This is a genomic window from Ruminococcus sp. YE282 (assembly GCA_900101355.1).
In the GTDB taxonomy this organism is placed as follows: Bacteria; Bacillota; Clostridia; order Oscillospirales; family Acutalibacteraceae; genus Ruminococcoides; species Ruminococcoides bromii_A.
The window spans coordinates 14,195-29,394 of sequence record FMUV01000005.1; the positions used below are offsets into that span (position 1 = coordinate 14,195).

Genomic DNA, 15,200 nt, shown 5'->3' on the forward strand with positions numbered 1-15,200 from the left:
TGAGATAAATCAATTTATAATGCAAAGGCAGGCGATGAGGTTATGATTGGCGACAAGCCCATCGGGTAAAACAAAACACAGTTTTAATGCGGCAGGGGCGTGTCCTCTGCCTATTCTATTATGACAAAGAAAGGAATTGCACATGGACAAAATTGTTTCAAGAAAAAATTTCAAAAGAGTTGCTGCGCTGATTCTTGCGGCGGTGACGATTCTCTCAGTGTTCTTCACACTTCCCGTATCGGCGAAAACAGGAGATAAGACAACGATCACATTTGATTATTGCTACGATACCTCAGGCAACATCATCAAGTTTGCGAAAACCGTTACCAACGGCAATGTTACAGTCGGTACTCCAGGTGAAGAGCTTTGCAGGATCTACGCGGACGGCAAAGACGCTTACTGTATCGAACCCGGTTACAGCCTGTTTTCGGGCAATCAGCTTACGGAAGGAAAGTCTTCCGTTTGGGACGGTGTTTCTGCGGCCAAGAGAAAGGCAATCAATATTGCATTGCTTTACGGCAAGCCCGGAAGCGGTAAAAACCTTTCGGGAACAGAAGGTCAGAAATGGATTGCTACACAGATCATCGTTTGGGAACTTATGACCGGATGCCGTAATACAAGCGAAGGCTTCAAGTGTACCAACACCAAGTATATTGATGGTATGTGCGCAGGGGATAAGAATCCCGGCGTTAAGTCTGTTTACAATTCTATCTCCAAAGCTATGGCGGCGCACAGTACCGTACCTTCCTTTGCGGCGGTATTGGCTTCAAAAGCTCCTACTCACACGATGGAGTATAAGGACAACAAGTATCAGATCACTTTGACCGACAGCAACGGCGTTCTTTCAAAGTTCAACTACAAGACAAGCGGCAATATCGCCGTCAGCATTTCAGGCAACAAGATGACGCTTTCCACTAATTCTCCCATTACCGAAGCAAAGACGCTGTCAATCAATAAGACAGTACCGTCTGTTTCGAGCAACTCTGTGCTTGTCGCTCACGGCGATTCCTCCAAGCAGGACGTTATCACAGGTCTTGCGGCTCCTGATCCCGTGCCTTCTGTTTTCAAGCTGAAAACTAATGCGGGACATCTGAAAATCGTTAAGACCGCAGAGGACGGCAATGTTTCTGGTATTGAGTTTACCGTTAAGGGCAGCAGCTACAACAAGACTGCCAAGACTGATAAAAACGGCGAACTGATTCTCGCGGGACTCGTCCCCGGAACTTATACCGTAACGGAAACTCCCTCGGATAAGTATGAAAAGCAGCCTGCGCAGACTGTTAAGGTTGAGAACGGTAAAACCGCAACCGTAAAGTTTAACAACACGATCAATCGCGGTAATCTTAATATCGTTAAGACCTCCGAGGACGGCGTAGTAGCCGACATTCAGTTCACGGTCACAGGTACCAACTACAACAAAACCGTAAAGACAGATAAGGACGGTAAAATCAATCTTCCCGATCTTCTGCCCGGCAGCTATACCGTAACTGAGGAACCGTCAGAGAAATACGAAAAGCAGGATCCGCAGACGGTCAAGGTTGAGTACGGTAAGACCGCAACCGTGAAATTCCACAACACGATTAACAGAGGAGCTCTCGATATCATCAAGACTTCTGAGGACGGCATCGTCGCTGATATTGAGTTTACCGTAACAGGTAACAATTTCAATAAGACAGTAAAGACCGACAAGAACGGAAAAATCAATATCCCTGATCTGCTTCCCGGCAAGTATACCGTGACCGAGAAAACTCCCGACAGATATGTTGAACAGAAGTCGCAGACGGTAACTGTTGAATACGGCAAAACCGCAAAAGTGAGCTTCAAGAATGTACTCAAGCGCTCCGAGATCGTCATCCAGAAGAAGGACATGGAGAGCAAGAAGATCATACCTCTCGCCGGCTTCGGCTTCCAAATCAAGAAAGCGGACGGCTCTCTTGTAAAGGCTGACGGTGTGGATACCTTCTTCACCGATAAGACGGGTACTATCAAGCTCCCGATTCAGCTGACCTACGGCAAGTATCAACTCATCGAGGTCAAAGCCGGTACGGGCTATGTCCTTGACGGCAAGCCCATTGATTTCAATGTTGACGGTACAAAGACCGTTGTTACCCTCGAACAGTACAACAAGGCTGAAAAGGGTACGATCACTATCTTCAAGCTCGGTGATATCTATAAGACTGTAACCGAGGAAACCGTGACCGCCCCCACAGAGGAAACAGAACCCGAAACTACCGTGCCGGTTGACGCAAAGATGACTGAACCTACCGAACCCGAAAAGCCCACTGCGCCTGCAATGGATCCGTCCGCTCCTTTTGAGCCGACAGAACCCACAAAGCCTCAGAAGCCCACAGAACCCACAAAAGTGATTTTTGATGAGGAAACAACGGCTCCGACCGAGGAAGTAACCGAACCTGAAGAGATCACCAGATATATCCCCGTGTTCGAGGAAGGTTACCTCGAAGGCGCGGAGTTTGAAATCACAGCCGCAGAGGATATCAAGACACCTGACGGCGTGGTTCACTACAAGAAGGGTGAGGTAGTAGATACCGTCACAACTTCAAAGAAGGGCAAGGCTGTAACAAAACAGCTTTACCTCGGCAAATACCTCATTCGTGAGACCAAGAGCCCATATGGATATATCAGAAACGCGGAGACGTATCCCGTAACACTCAGCTACGCGGGCGAAACCGTTGAGGTAACCAATACCGATCTCACTGTACACAATCAGAGAGAAAAAGCAGAGGTTACTCTCAAGAAAATCGTTGAAAGATACGAACAGCTGAATCTCGGTACAGCAACCGAGCTCACAAAGGTTTCCTTTGCTATCTATGCCAACGAGGATATTACTGCCGAGGACGGCAAGTTTATCCCGAAGGACGGTCTGATTGAGATCGTTTACTGCGATGAAGATGGGAATGTTAAGTTCGAAACCGAGCTTCCCTTCGGTAAGTATTATGTTCAGGAGTACACTACAGATGATCATTATGTGATCGACGATACCAAGTATGAGTTTGAATTCGCCTATTCCGAGGATATCGATGTGGAGGAAGTCCATATCAACGAGGGCAAGGAGATCGAGAACAAGCTCAAGCGCGGAACTGTTGTCACAACGAAGGTAGATGAAGAGTACCCCGAAAACAAGCTGTCCGGCGCTGTGTTCGAGATTTACGCGGATGTTGACGGCGACGGTGAATTCAACAAGGATGTCGATATCCTTATCGATACTATGACCGAGTCCGAAACAGAAAAGGGCAATTACTCTCTCGGAGACCTCGTAAAAGGCGGCTACTTTATGTATGAGGCGGAGGCCCCGGTAGGCTTCGTCAAGGATGATAACTACCACTATTTTGAGATCAGCGATGACGGCGACGTTGTCAATGTTGAGAACAAGGCAGGCGTAGGTTTTATCAATAAGCCCATCTACGGAGAGCTTGAAATCACCAAGAGAGATGTTGCGACTGGAAAGCTCCTCCCGAATGCAGGATTCCGCATCAAGGATGAGAACGGCAACATCGTAGCGGAAGGATATACCGACAAGAACGGCGTAGCCAAGTTCAAGCTTCGTTACGGCAAGTACACCTATGAGGAATTCGACGCCCCGGATGGCTATATCCTCGATTCCAAGCCTTACTCTTTTGAGATCAAAGAGGACGGTCAGATCGTCAAGGCTGAAATGACTAACGAAAAGCAGCCCACTCCCGATACACCTCAGACCGGCGATGAGTCCAACATGGGATTCTTTATCGGTCTCGGCGCGATCGCTGTTGGTGGTCTCATTGCCTTCCTCTTTCTTAAGTTCAAAAAGAGAGATGAGGATGACGATGACTGATGAGAAACGTGTATGTCTGCTCTCCTTTACGCGGTAACATTACTGAGAACCTCGAAAAAGTAAAGCAATACGGTAAATTCGTTTTAGAGTGCGGTATGGCTCCGGTCATACCGCATTTCTATGCGGAGATACTGGACGATACGGTCGATGAGGAACGCACTCTCGGAATGACAGCCGGAACCTCACTGCTGTTTCGCGCCGATGCTTTATGGGTATTCGGTGATAACATCACGGAAGGTATGAAGAAGGAAATCACTTTTGCCAAGCACTTAAAGCTTGACATCAGATATATTACAGAAAAAGATTTAGAAACCGGAGGTAAAAAGTATGCCAAAAAACTCGGCAAAAAGAAAAGGTAAGAGGATTCTGACAACGATTGCCTGCGTTTTATTCGCGCTCGTGTTCATCGCCATGTCCTCGTTAACGGTTTTTGCGGCGGGAGATGTCTCGTCTGCCATCCAGAGTACCTGGAACTCGGCTCAGACTCAGATTAAGAACGTGGTCAACAATGTTGTGTTCCCCGTTATCGATATGATCCTTGCCGTTCTGTTTTTCGTAAAGCTGGCAACGGCGTATATGGATTACAGAAAGCACGGTCAGTTTGAATTTGCCGCGCCCGCTATTCTGTTTGGCTGTCTTGTGTTCGCATTAACCGCGCCAATGTACATTTGGACTGTCCTCAGTTAAGGGGTGGTTTTTAAATGTTTGATTGGTTAGGTGATTTATTAGGAAACGCATTCGGATCGTTAGGACAGCAGATATCAAGTGCCATCTTTGATATTATGCTGAAGTGGATCTACGAACAGATCTACAACGCAGTAGCGGATTTTTTCACGCAGATGGGCAACATGGGCGCAGAAATCTTCGACCTCGATGTTGTCAAATCCACTATCAGTCTGTTTACAATGTTCGGATGGGCGCTGTTTGCTGTAGGTACGGTAGTTGCCGTGTTTGATGTCGCGGTAGAGTATCAAAACGGCAGAGCATCAATTAAGACAACGGCTATCAATATTCTCAAAGGATTTTTCGCTTGTTCGTTGATTGGCATAATACCTGTTGAACTGTACAAGTTCTGTATCTCATTGCAGAATTCACTCGCAAAGGATTTGTCGCTGCTAAACGCAAGCGGAAAATCACTTGGTTTAGCGGAAGAATCAACGGAATTGTGGAAAGGTGCGTTTTCTCTTTCGGGAAACGTATCGTTAAGTCTGTTCAACATTCTTGCGATGATCGCTTTTGCCTACTGCGTAGTCAAGATATTCTTCGCCAATATCAAGCGCGGCGGTATCCTGTTGATTCAGATGGCAGTAGGTTCCTTATATATGTTCAGCATTCCGAGAGGTTATCAAGACGGATTCAACCAGTGGATGAAACAGGTGATCGCTATCTGTTTGACGGCGTTCATGCAAACAACGCTGTTGTATTTGGGCTTGATGATATTCCCAGATAATATGCTGCTTGGTCTCGGAGTTATGCTTTCGGCAAATGAAGTGCCGAGGATTGCGGAGCAATTCGGTCTGGATTCGAGCGTAAAGGTGAATATGATGTCTGTCGTACACGCCACTACTACCGCAGTGAATCTGACGCGCTCGGTTGCCCGTGCCGCTTCTTAAGGAGAACCGGATGAACAGTAATAACGAACTGACAAGAGATGATATCGCTATTGACAATGATTTTGAGGTTGACGCCGAAACAGGACAGGAAATAACGGCGTATGTTGAAACGTGGTTTGATGTAGATGAGAAATTCGGTGTGGACACATCAGATGATGACGTTTGGCTGAATATGTACGCAACGTACAATCCTTACAAGGACACGATCAAAGTTGAGTGTGTGATTGATAAACCGCTCGATTCCGAAAGTTTCGATTATGAGCCTACTGAATCCGAAGCGCAGCTTCTCAAGGATATGATAACCGAAAAGCTGAAATACCGTTACGGCACAACCCCGAAGGACTTTTGTCAAGAAGCATTTGATACCTTTTTAGACTACGGAGGCCCCAAATTATGAAAACCTATTTATATCCGCAGAATCTTCGCGCCACAGCCAACCTCTGGCTGTGGTCGCTGCGTGATTTTGCCATTATGTGTGTAGCCTTGCTGCTCTCGATCCTTATTCTTTCGCAGACCGGAATCGTTGTACCTCTCGCGCTGACATTGGCTTTTGCCTTTCTGTCGATCCGCTTTACAGACACGACCGTGTTGGATTTTATCAGGTACGCAGCGAAATACTTTATGCTCACACAACAGAAATTCATCTGGAAAGAGGGAAAACGATAAATGACGAAAGAAGAAAAGAAGGCTCTTAAAGCTGAACGGAAAAAGTTTAAGAGCATCAACAAAAAGAAGAGAAAAGGACAGTCCGTGCAAGATCTTCTCGGCATCAAAACCTTTACCAAGCACGGCTTGAAGGTAGGCAAGAATACCTTTGTCTTTTTCAGCGTAGTTCCGACCAATATCTCTGTTCTCTCCTATGAGAACATTGAAATCAAAATCAACCATTTGATGATGGTACTTTCTGCTGTGCCCGATATCGAGGTGAACTGCACCGATGCGGCTGAGTGTTTCGATACCAACAAAAGCTATCTGCTCAAGCGTATCGACAAAGAACCTCATCAGGGTGTCAGAGAACTGCTCAAGAAGGATTTTGAATTCCTCGATAATCTTAATGTTGAGGGTTCAACAGCCAGACAGTTTCTCTTTATCGTTCGCTGTAAAAACTCGTCCGACGATCAGGTGCTGACGATTGCGAACAGGGTAGAGAAGATCATCAGTGAGCAGAACTTCGACATCAAGCGGTTGAAGAAGGATGATATCAAGCGCTTCCTCGCCATTTACTATGATGCGAGTCTCAACGGCGAGAGCATTCCCGACTATGACGGGATCCAATATTTGAAAGACGGAAAGGATGATTAACCTATGCAGAGAAAGAAAGTAAGGAATTGGAAGAGTATCTTCGGCACGATTGCCGTGATCCTCGCGTTCGGCATTGTGATTTTTGCCTGCGTTTATTCTATCGTGAATAAAGCGAATACCGAGAAAGAGGCTGATGACGCGTTCTCTCAGATTGAGGAAACGGTAACCAAGCCGCGCATCAGATTTCCCAGTCCCGTGATTTGCAAGGAGGATGGCGATGATGAAAAAGGCACAGACGCCGGAGTACAAAATATGGCTGTTGAATACGAACAGCAGGAATACTATCAGCCTCACTCCATCGCGGAGCTCATCAATATGAACGGTGACTGCTTCGGCTGGGTAAGCATCGGCGGTACGAATATCAGCTATCCTGTCATGCATACTCCCTCAGATCCCGAAAAGTATCTGTACAAAGATTTTTACGGCAACTACAGCTACAGCGGTACACCCTTTCTGGATGCTAGATGTTCGGCAGATGATGACAACCTTATCATCTACGGACATCACATGAATGGCGGTACCATGTTTGCCGATCTATGTAACTATCAGTATGAAAGCTACAGAAACGCGCATCCCAATGTGGTGCTTGAAACAAAGGAAGGTGCGGCGGCATACAGAGTGTTTTCTGTCATGAGAATCAAGTCGACCGATTATTGGTATAACTTTCTGAAAGCCGAAACCGATAGAAAGTATGATACCAAGATCAATTACGCTCTCAAAAATTCTCTGTACAAGACCGGAATCACACCGAAATACGGTCAGCAGATCCTTACGCTCTCCACTTGCTGCGGCAGTGCGAAGGATGACAGGATCGTGGTACTTGCCGTCAAGGGATAAGACCTAAACTATTTATCAGTCATTTGCAATGCGGATGACTGTTAACCAAAGATCCTCCCGTTGCAAATGACGCGACAGGAGGTAAAAATGTCTTTATTCAAAAGAAAACCGAAAGAATTAACGCCTGATGAGAAGGAGCAGATCTACACCAAAGATTTCTTTGATATGATCCTGCCCTCGACCATCAGCTTCAAAGCAAATTACTATATCGTAGGCGACAGCTATCGCTGCGCGTGGGTGATCCATGAGTACGCGCCTTCTACAGAGGAACAGGCGTTATTATCTCAACTTGCAGACCGCAACGGCGTAACGCTGCGTATCTTCAACCGCCTTGTTGAACCCTTCGAGCAGAGAAAGATTTTGCAGAACGCAGAGAGAAAGAATAAGCTGCAATCGACAGGCAACAACGTATCCGAAACAATCGAGGCGCAGGGCAACTTGCAGGACGTTACCTCGCTGATCACTAATATGCAGCGCTCGAAAGAAATCCTGCTACACTGCTCCGTGTTTATTGAGCTGAAGGCGAAATCGAAGAAGAAGCTCAAGGAGCTCCAGACCGACATCGACATGGAACTGGCGCGTTCAAAGATCAAGGTGGACAAGCTCACGCTCCGGCAGAAAGAAGGATTCCTCTCTGTGAATCCGCTTGGAACGAATATGTTCGGCTCTCTCTATGAGCGTGTTTTACCGGCTTCATCGGTAGCGAATATGTTCCCGTTCAACTTCTCAGGCAAGACAGATCCCAATGGCTTCTATATCGGGCGCGATAAATACGGCACGAATATCCTCGTGGACTTTGATCGCAGAACAGAGGACAAGACAAATTCAAACGTCCTGATTCTCGGCAACTCCGGTCAAGGTAAGTCGTTCTTGCTGAAGCTGCTTCTCACCAATATCCGTGAGAGCGGTAAGGCTTTGATTTGTCTGGATCCCGAAGCTGAGTACGAAGACCTGACCACTTCGCTCGGCGGCTGTTATATCGATTTCATGAACGGTCAGTACAAAATCAATCCGCTTGAACCAAAGGATTGGGGAGAGAACAGCGATGAAGATAACGATGAGAACACGCCTAACGCTTTCAAGCGTGTAACAAGGCTGAGCCAGCACATTGCTTTTCTCAAAGACTTCTTCCGCGCCTACAAGGATTTTACCGATCAGCAGCTTGACACCATCGAAATCCTGCTGATGAAGCTCTACGCCAGATTCGGCATTACAGACGCGACTGACTACAGTCAGAAGAAACCGTCGGACTTCCCGATCATGAAAGACCTCTATGAAATCTGCGAGGAAGAGTTCAAATCTTTTGACACAAAGCGCAAGCACATCTATACCGAGCAGACCTTGCAGGAAGTATGCCTCGGTTTGCATTCTATGTGTATCGGTGCGGAAAGCAAGTATTTCAACGGACACACCAACATTACCGATGACACTTTCCTGTGCTTCGGAGTGAAGGGCTTGCTTGATACGAACCGCCGACTCAAGGACGCCATGCTTTTCAATATTTTGTCGTATATGAGCAACAAGCTCCTCGGCATCGGCAACACGGTCGCTTCCATTGACGAGTTGTATCTCTTTCTGAGTAACCGTACAGCCATCGAGTATATCCGCAACGCTATGAAGCGTGTGCGCAAGAAGGAAAGCTCAGTCATTCTCGCTTCGCAGAATATCGAGGATTTTCTGCTTCCCGACATCAAGGAGTTCACAAAGCCCTTGTTCTCCATCCCGACTCACCACTTCCTTTTCTATCCCGGCAATATCAACGCCAGGGACTATGAAGAGGCGCTCATGGTCGAGCCGAATGAGTATCAGCTGATTCGTTTCAGCTCACAGGGTACTTGCCTTTATCGATGCGGAAACGAGCGATATCTGCTCCAGGTCATCGCCCCGAAATACAAATCTGCCTTGTTCGGTAAAGCAGGCGGCAGATAACAGAAGAATTGTCCAAGAAAACCTCCGCATTTTCTTGCGGAGGTTTGTGGACAAGGTTGAATTTTTCTGGTATCATAAAAAAGATGATTCGAAATCTACGGAGGATTAGAAAATGTCTTTTTTTAGAGAGTATCAGAATTATAAAGATGAAATTGATTTAGCGCTTATACAAAATGGTTGCGTAGAAATTGAGCTATATTCAATAATTGCAAGTTTAATCAGAGAATCACAGAATAAATGCAATTTATCGGTTCGTGATGTGTCTAATAGAAGAAAATCTCCTGTTTCAGAAAAGTTTTATGGTAATGCAGGTTTTCCGGATTTTGTAATACTAAACCGTGAAAAGGATCCAGATAATATTACTATTTATGGATGTGTTGAAGCAAAAATGCCAACTATAGAATTGAATAAAAAAGATGAACAAATACAAGGGCATATTCAATATTTTGAAAAGGTGTTGTACACTAATGGAATTCGATGGGTACTGTTTGATGAAGGCGAAGAACTTTTTGATATTACTCTTGGCGAAATAATAAGAGATAATAAAAGAAACAAGATTAAATGGTATGCACAAGATAATTGGGATGCTTTGATTAGAGAAATAGATAATATAGAATGGTTTAAATCTGCTTAATAATGTAATAAATATAATTTGTTGAAGCAATCTTAACTCGGAGGTAGGAGTGTGAAACTGATACCCTTAAACAAGCAAAGCAAAAAGGCACAGAAAAAATACCATGCTCGCAGTCGCCGTGACTGGAACGGCTTGAAGCCGACCACCAGAGTGGTCAAGAGCAAGAAGGTTTACGACAGAAAGAAAATGCAAAAACCAACCATTGAGCAAGAATGATACATCAGGTGATTTATATGAATGATTTTAAAGTGCTTCGAGCAGAGAAAACTTGGCAGAGAGCAGGAGCGTATTCCGTCAGAATTCAGGGCATGAACCGTCAGCATCACATAGCTTTGCAAGATGAGTTTGACGAGCATGACGGAGATGAAAGCAAATACATAGTCCTGTTGGATGACGAGTACCCTGTGGCGACTTGCCGATTCTATGAATTAGATAACAGCACGGTACTTGTCGGACGTGTTGTTGTGCTCCCCGATTATCGCGGACAGCACCTCGGCAGCAGAGTTATCAAGGAAGCCGAGAAGTGGATCAAAGAACTCGGCTATAATCAAATCAGAATCGATAGTCGCGTAGAAGCTGTCGGCTTTTATGAAAAGCTCGGCTATACTCGTATGGATGACGAGGTGATCAAGAGCTGGAGCTTTGACTGCAAGAGAATGTATAAGATATTGTGAGGAAAAACAAATGAAGAATTTAGATAAATATAGAGGTTGCTTGATTGGCGGCGCTGCAGGCGACGCATTGGGATATGCCATTGAGTTCTTTGATGAGAAAAGCATATTTCAAAAATTCGGTGAGAGCGGTATAACAGAATATGAGCTGACAAACGGCAAAGCGCTGATATCTGATGATACGCAGATGACGCTATTTACTGCAAACGGTTTGCTGCTCGGAACGACCAGAGGACAATTGCGCGGGATCATGGCTTCGTATCCGTCATATATCGCTTATTGCTACAAAGATTGGTATAGAACACAGACGGAAAGATACCCTATTGATAAGGAAAACCCTTATGCGTATACTTGGCTGGTAAATATCCCGGAGTTGTTTCACAGAAGAGCGCCCGGAAATACTTGTATGTCCGCAATCAGCGCTGGTGCAAATGGTTCAGTGAATGAACCGATCAATAGAAGTAAAGGTTGCGGCGGAGTGATGAGGGTAGCCCCTGTCGGACTATATTTCGATAATGGAATTAAATCCGATTCGGAACTCGATATGATAGGAGCAGAGGCAGCTGCCATCACACACGGACATGAGCTTGGATATATCCCGGCGGCGACTTTGGTTCATATCATAAGACGCTTGGCCCATGAGGATATCAGCATAGAAGAAGCTGTCAGGTCAGCCTTAAAGACAACAGCCGATATGTTCAGGGACGTAAAGGATATTGGTTACTATATCAGTCTTATGAATAAGGCTGTGGAGTTGTCTGCCAAAGATATCTCGGATCTTGAAGCGATACACATGCTCGGACAGGGCTGGGTAGCGGAAGAAGCGCTCGCGATAGCGGTTTATTGTGCTTTGAAATATCCTGATGACATTGATAAGGCTCTCATCGCCGCAGTTAATCACAAGGGCGACAGCGACTCAACAGGAGCTATAGCCGGTAACATCGTGGGCGCAAGTGTAGGTTTAAGTGGTATCCCGGATAAGTATAAGAACAACCTTGAATTGTACGATGTAATTATCGAGATCGCAGATGATTTATACAATGACTGCCAGATGTATGAGTACAGCGACTATACGGACGAGATATGGGTGAGCAAGTATGTCAAGAAAACGTACCCGAAACGATAATTATTAACATCAGGAAAGTTGCAATGAACAATAAAAACATTAGAAAAATAATAGGGCAGTATTCGCTGTTTCTGATAGGATTGTTTATCGCTTCAATGGGTGTTGCTTTTTCAACTAAAGCGGGTTTGGGCACTTCGCCAGTGGCTTCGTTGCCTTATTCGGTTTCATTGGTGAGCAGCTTGTTTTCATTCGGCGGCTGGCTGAATGTACTGAGTGTGATCCAAATAGCTGTTCAGGTCATCCTGCTCAGGCGCAAATGCAAGCCGGTTGAAATTATCATTCAGACGGTATTGGCATTTGTATATGGCTATCTGACAAATCTGTCCTGTTGGCTGATTCGGGATATTCCCGTGAACAATTACTTTGAACAGCTGTTGTATCTGGCAATAAGCTGCTTTGTTCTCGCCTTCGGAATCTGGTTACAGTTCAAGGGTAAGGTGGCAATGCTCCCTGGAGAAGCGATGAACCGAGCAATCAGCGAAGTGACGGGCAAGCGGTATGAAAACGTCAAGATTTTCTTTGATATTTTCTATATCGCTGTTTCCGCTATCATTTGTCTTGTGTTCTTAGGGGAACTCAAGGGAGTGAGAGAAGGAAGTATTATCGCCGCTATATCTGTTGGCTTTATAATCAAGCTTTATAATCTGATTTTTGATAAATATAAAAGCAAAGTAAATAACTGAATACATAATAAAATGAAGCACCAATCGACTGGCTGAGTCGGTTGGTGTTTTTCTGTTAGGAGGTATTTTTATCAGCGCAACGATAGGAGCCGCGCTAAAGAAAATAGCTGTGGCTATACTCACAAACAAGAACGCTTTGAAAAAAGCACTGACCGTTATTCTTTGCATCCTTCTCGCTATATTTATGCCTGTCATTGCGATAGTCTCGTTCTTTTCGGGAGGTATCAGTGTTGATACTGCCGGACTCTCGCAGAAGATAGAAGCACAATTGACAGCTGAAGAACGAGCAAAAATATCCAAAGCTGAAGAACTGCTCAAAAAAGTTGAGAGCGAGATGAAGAAAAAGAAATATACCGACGATCAGATTCTGCAATCAAGGGTTATAACGGTCTTATTCCTGCAGGATAAGGTTTCGGATAAGGACTTCGTGAAAAAGCTCGTTGGTTGTTTCAAGAAGAATCAAACCACTAAAAACCTCATCAGCAATATCAACAGAACCTTCGGCACGACCATTGAGGTAGTAGATTATGAAAAGCTGATGTCGTACATTTACACGTCATCATCGGATTACGATATTGTTCATGTAGCCAAAAAAGAGATAGGCAATGTCGGCGGCGAAAAGTATTGGAAATGGTACGGATTTAAATCAAGAGTTGATTGGTGCTGCATATTTGTTTCTTGGTGCGCGAATCAATGCGGATATATCGAGTCGGGATTAGTGCCGAAATACTCTATCGTTGACGATGGTGTTAATTGGTTCAAATCCAAGAATCAATGGCTGCCCGGTTCGGCAACGCCAAGCCCCGGAAACATCATTTTCTTTGATTGGGCGAATGATGGTTTGGACGGCAAGGGCGATCACACAGGCATTGTCGAAAAAGTTGAGAACGGTATGGTTTATACGATTGAAGGCAACAGTGGAGATAAGGTCTGCGAATGTCAATACTCAATCGGTAATAAAGAGATATTAGGATACGGTAAGTTCAAACAGCCGGATATCTCAGCAACAGGTGACGCGGCAACTCAGGTGTGGAAGTATCTAAAAAGCTACGGCTATTCAGACAGTGTAGCTGCAGGCATCATCGGTAATATGATGAGAGAATGCGGCGGAGATACTCTTGATCTCGATTGGGATGTTGTCGGTCATTTTAACGGCGATGAGTTTTACGGATTGTGTCAGTGGTGTCTGAGATATGCCCCATCAAATTTCAAGGGTGCGACAATCAAGGAACAGTGCGATTATCTGCACAAGACAATCGAATCAGAGTTTGCGACTTACGGCGGTAACTATAACGGAATAACCTATCAGCAATTCCTTAGAGCCGATACACGCACGGCGGCGATAGCTTTTGAAAGAGTCTATGAGCGATGCGGTGATTATTCATTTGAGGACGCACGCAGAGCGGATAACGCCGAGAAAGCGTATAACAAATTCCATAAATAGGAGTGAGGTAAAAAATATCTGGATATTTAATAAAAATGTGGTATTGTTTGTTGTTACACGAAGGAGGTGAGAACCAATGATTTACAAAGCACAGTTTGAAACCAAGCGCAGCAGAGTTGATTTTGATGAGTGTGATATCAAATTCAGCGTAGGGCTATCCATAGAGGACTTCGATCATCTGCGGACAAATCTGTTAGAGGAATCAAAATTTATCAAGCCATACCTTCACATGCTTGATAGAACAGCCGAGGTTGACCAGGCGATTCTGTTTACTTGCGATGATGAGAAGTACGGACTGATAGTGATTCCGAGCGACACAGGCTATGCCAAATACACGGCGTTTGTTCCCGACGCGAGAAGGATGCCTGCCCATATGCAGTACAGCTCGCTTGATCAGCACGATGAAGAGATGACGCGTATTGTCGGACTCTATTCACAGAGAGCCTTGCGGGATCAGGAGGACGGAGAGTACAATCTTGATTTTGATGAGATTTATGACGAGTTCAAATTCAGAGATTTCAATCAAAACCTATTCCTCGATATGCTTCGTGACCGCCCTGAGTTTGATGATATCAATTACTATGACGGAGTGTACACCATCAAGATAGGAAGAGAACACCTGAGTGATGATGAATACTACCGATTGTATCAGGATGATATCGATATCATGGAAGCCAAGCATATCCTCTGGATGCATGACGCAGGCGGAGAACAAGCGGACTTTCGAGGCTGCGAGATGGATGGTATTGATTTCAAAGGCAAGAACTTCGCCGGAGCGATCTTTGATGACAGTATCATAACCAACTCGGAATTCCAAAACGCATTGCTTATGGGTGCAAGCTTTAATCAGGCAGAAATCAACAAGTGCGATTTCACGAATGCGACAGCCGAGGAAGTCAAGGCAAAGAAAGCCGCCTTCATCGACTGCAATTTCACTCAAGCAGATTTCATTGAAAGTGACTTTGAGGGAACGCGCTTTGACAGCTGCGATTTCAGTTGCATATCAATTGAGAACAGCTGTATCAAAGACACGGAATTCTTTGGACCGGAACCGGAACGGGAAGAATTGCTCAGGTGCTATTTGATATTACCCGATTCCGAACAAGAACAGAATATCAATTTGTAACGCCGA

16 protein-coding genes are annotated in these 15,200 nt (G+C 45.1%); all 16 read left to right on the forward strand.

All coding sequences use genetic code 11. From position 1 onward, the window contains the following. The first annotated feature begins 142 nt into the window (after positions 1–142). The 16 genes from BLP46_RS03055 to BLP46_RS03125 all read left to right on the forward strand — a co-directional run bounded on the left by BLP46_RS03055 (position 143) and on the right by BLP46_RS03125 (position 15,194). A complete protein-coding gene (locus tag BLP46_RS03055) occupies positions 143–3,829 on the forward strand; it encodes a SpaA isopeptide-forming pilin-related protein (protein WP_092975435.1) in 3,687 nt (1,228 codons plus the stop codon). Further along, positions 3,829–4,188, forward strand: a complete 360-nt coding sequence (locus tag BLP46_RS03060) for a DUF7768 domain-containing protein (RefSeq protein ID WP_092975438.1) — start codon at positions 3,829–3,831, stop codon at positions 4,186–4,188. Before BLP46_RS03055 ends, BLP46_RS03060 begins: the two co-directional genes overlap by 1 nt. Further along, positions 4,157–4,516 (forward strand): DUF3852 domain-containing protein, encoded by a 360-nt coding sequence (locus BLP46_RS03065; protein ID WP_092975441.1) that lies wholly within the window; start codon positions 4,157–4,159, stop codon positions 4,514–4,516. Before BLP46_RS03060 ends, BLP46_RS03065 begins: the two co-directional genes overlap by 32 nt. 14 nt (positions 4,517–4,530) lie before the next feature. Further along, the gene (locus BLP46_RS03070; RefSeq protein ID WP_318259438.1) at positions 4,531–5,442 is read left to right on the forward strand and encodes a conjugal transfer protein TrbL family protein; all 912 of its coding nucleotides are present in this window, start codon (positions 4,531–4,533) and stop codon (positions 5,440–5,442) included. Positions 5,443–5,452: 10 nt separating this feature from the next. Beyond that, on the forward strand, positions 5,453–5,839 hold the full coding sequence (locus tag BLP46_RS03075) for a hypothetical protein (protein ID WP_092975444.1): 387 nt from the start codon (positions 5,453–5,455) through the stop codon (positions 5,837–5,839). Beyond that, positions 5,836–6,108, forward strand: a complete 273-nt coding sequence (locus BLP46_RS03080) for a hypothetical protein (RefSeq protein WP_092975447.1) — start codon at positions 5,836–5,838, stop codon at positions 6,106–6,108. The genes BLP46_RS03075 and BLP46_RS03080 overlap by 4 nt, the downstream gene beginning before the upstream one ends. Continuing rightward, the gene (locus BLP46_RS03085) at positions 6,109–6,744 is read left to right on the forward strand and encodes a hypothetical protein (RefSeq protein ID WP_092975450.1); all 636 of its coding nucleotides are present in this window, start codon (positions 6,109–6,111) and stop codon (positions 6,742–6,744) included. Positions 6,745–6,846: 102 nt separating this feature from the next. Next, positions 6,847–7,581: a class B sortase gene (locus BLP46_RS03090; RefSeq protein WP_167669156.1), complete on the forward strand. Its 735-nt coding sequence runs from the start codon at positions 6,847–6,849 to the stop codon at positions 7,579–7,581. Positions 7,582–7,668: 87 nt separating this feature from the next. Beyond that, a complete protein-coding gene (locus BLP46_RS03095) occupies positions 7,669–9,510 on the forward strand; it encodes a VirB4 family type IV secretion system protein (protein ID WP_092975456.1) in 1,842 nt (613 codons plus the stop codon). Positions 9,511–9,622: 112 nt separating this feature from the next. Beyond that, positions 9,623–10,144, forward strand: a complete 522-nt coding sequence (locus BLP46_RS03100; RefSeq protein WP_092975459.1) for a hypothetical protein — start codon at positions 9,623–9,625, stop codon at positions 10,142–10,144. Positions 10,145–10,195: 51 nt separating this feature from the next. Further along, the gene (locus BLP46_RS12955) at positions 10,196–10,360 is read left to right on the forward strand and encodes a hypothetical protein (RefSeq protein ID WP_167669157.1); all 165 of its coding nucleotides are present in this window, start codon (positions 10,196–10,198) and stop codon (positions 10,358–10,360) included. Between the two features lie 17 nt (positions 10,361–10,377). Next, complete coding sequence (locus BLP46_RS03105) at positions 10,378–10,818, forward strand: GNAT family N-acetyltransferase (RefSeq protein WP_092975463.1); 441 nt, start codon at positions 10,378–10,380, stop codon at positions 10,816–10,818. Between the two features lie 10 nt (positions 10,819–10,828). After that, entirely contained in the window at positions 10,829–11,941 is a 1,113-nt protein-coding gene (locus tag BLP46_RS03110) for an ADP-ribosylglycohydrolase family protein (RefSeq protein ID WP_092975467.1), read from the forward strand. A gap of 23 nt (positions 11,942–11,964) precedes the next feature. Beyond that, entirely contained in the window at positions 11,965–12,624 is a 660-nt protein-coding gene (locus BLP46_RS03115; RefSeq protein ID WP_318259440.1) for a YczE/YyaS/YitT family protein, read from the forward strand. A gap of 109 nt (positions 12,625–12,733) precedes the next feature. Beyond that, positions 12,734–14,068, forward strand: a complete 1,335-nt coding sequence (locus BLP46_RS03120; protein ID WP_167669158.1) for a phage tail tip lysozyme — start codon at positions 12,734–12,736, stop codon at positions 14,066–14,068. 76 nt (positions 14,069–14,144) lie between these two features. Continuing rightward, positions 14,145–15,194 (forward strand): pentapeptide repeat-containing protein, encoded by a 1,050-nt coding sequence (locus BLP46_RS03125; protein ID WP_092975470.1) that lies wholly within the window; start codon positions 14,145–14,147, stop codon positions 15,192–15,194. Positions 15,195–15,200 lie beyond the last annotated feature (6 nt).

Coding starts and splice junctions, on each gene's coding strand:
- BLP46_RS03055 (WP_092975435.1), top strand. CDS start 143: ATGGACAAAATTGTTTCAAGAAAAAATTTCAAAAGAGTTGCTGCGCTG.
- BLP46_RS03085 (WP_092975450.1), top strand. CDS start 6,109: ATGACGAAAGAAGAAAAGAAGGCTCTTAAAGCTGAACGGAAAAAGTTT.
- BLP46_RS03105 (WP_092975463.1), top strand. CDS start 10,378: ATGAATGATTTTAAAGTGCTTCGAGCAGAGAAAACTTGGCAGAGAGCA.
- BLP46_RS03115 (WP_318259440.1), top strand. CDS start 11,965: ATGAACAATAAAAACATTAGAAAAATAATAGGGCAGTATTCGCTGTTT.
- BLP46_RS03075 (WP_092975444.1), top strand. CDS start 5,453: ATGAACAGTAATAACGAACTGACAAGAGATGATATCGCTATTGACAAT.
- BLP46_RS03080 (WP_092975447.1), top strand. CDS start 5,836: ATGAAAACCTATTTATATCCGCAGAATCTTCGCGCCACAGCCAACCTC.
- BLP46_RS03110 (WP_092975467.1), top strand. CDS start 10,829: ATGAAGAATTTAGATAAATATAGAGGTTGCTTGATTGGCGGCGCTGCA.
- BLP46_RS03095 (WP_092975456.1), top strand. CDS start 7,669: ATGTCTTTATTCAAAAGAAAACCGAAAGAATTAACGCCTGATGAGAAG.
- BLP46_RS03125 (WP_092975470.1), top strand. CDS start 14,145: ATGATTTACAAAGCACAGTTTGAAACCAAGCGCAGCAGAGTTGATTTT.
- BLP46_RS03060 (WP_092975438.1), top strand. CDS start 3,829: ATGAGAAACGTGTATGTCTGCTCTCCTTTACGCGGTAACATTACTGAG.
- BLP46_RS03100 (WP_092975459.1), top strand. CDS start 9,623: ATGTCTTTTTTTAGAGAGTATCAGAATTATAAAGATGAAATTGATTTA.
- BLP46_RS03065 (WP_092975441.1), top strand. CDS start 4,157: ATGCCAAAAAACTCGGCAAAAAGAAAAGGTAAGAGGATTCTGACAACG.
- BLP46_RS03070 (WP_318259438.1), top strand. CDS start 4,531: ATGTTTGATTGGTTAGGTGATTTATTAGGAAACGCATTCGGATCGTTA.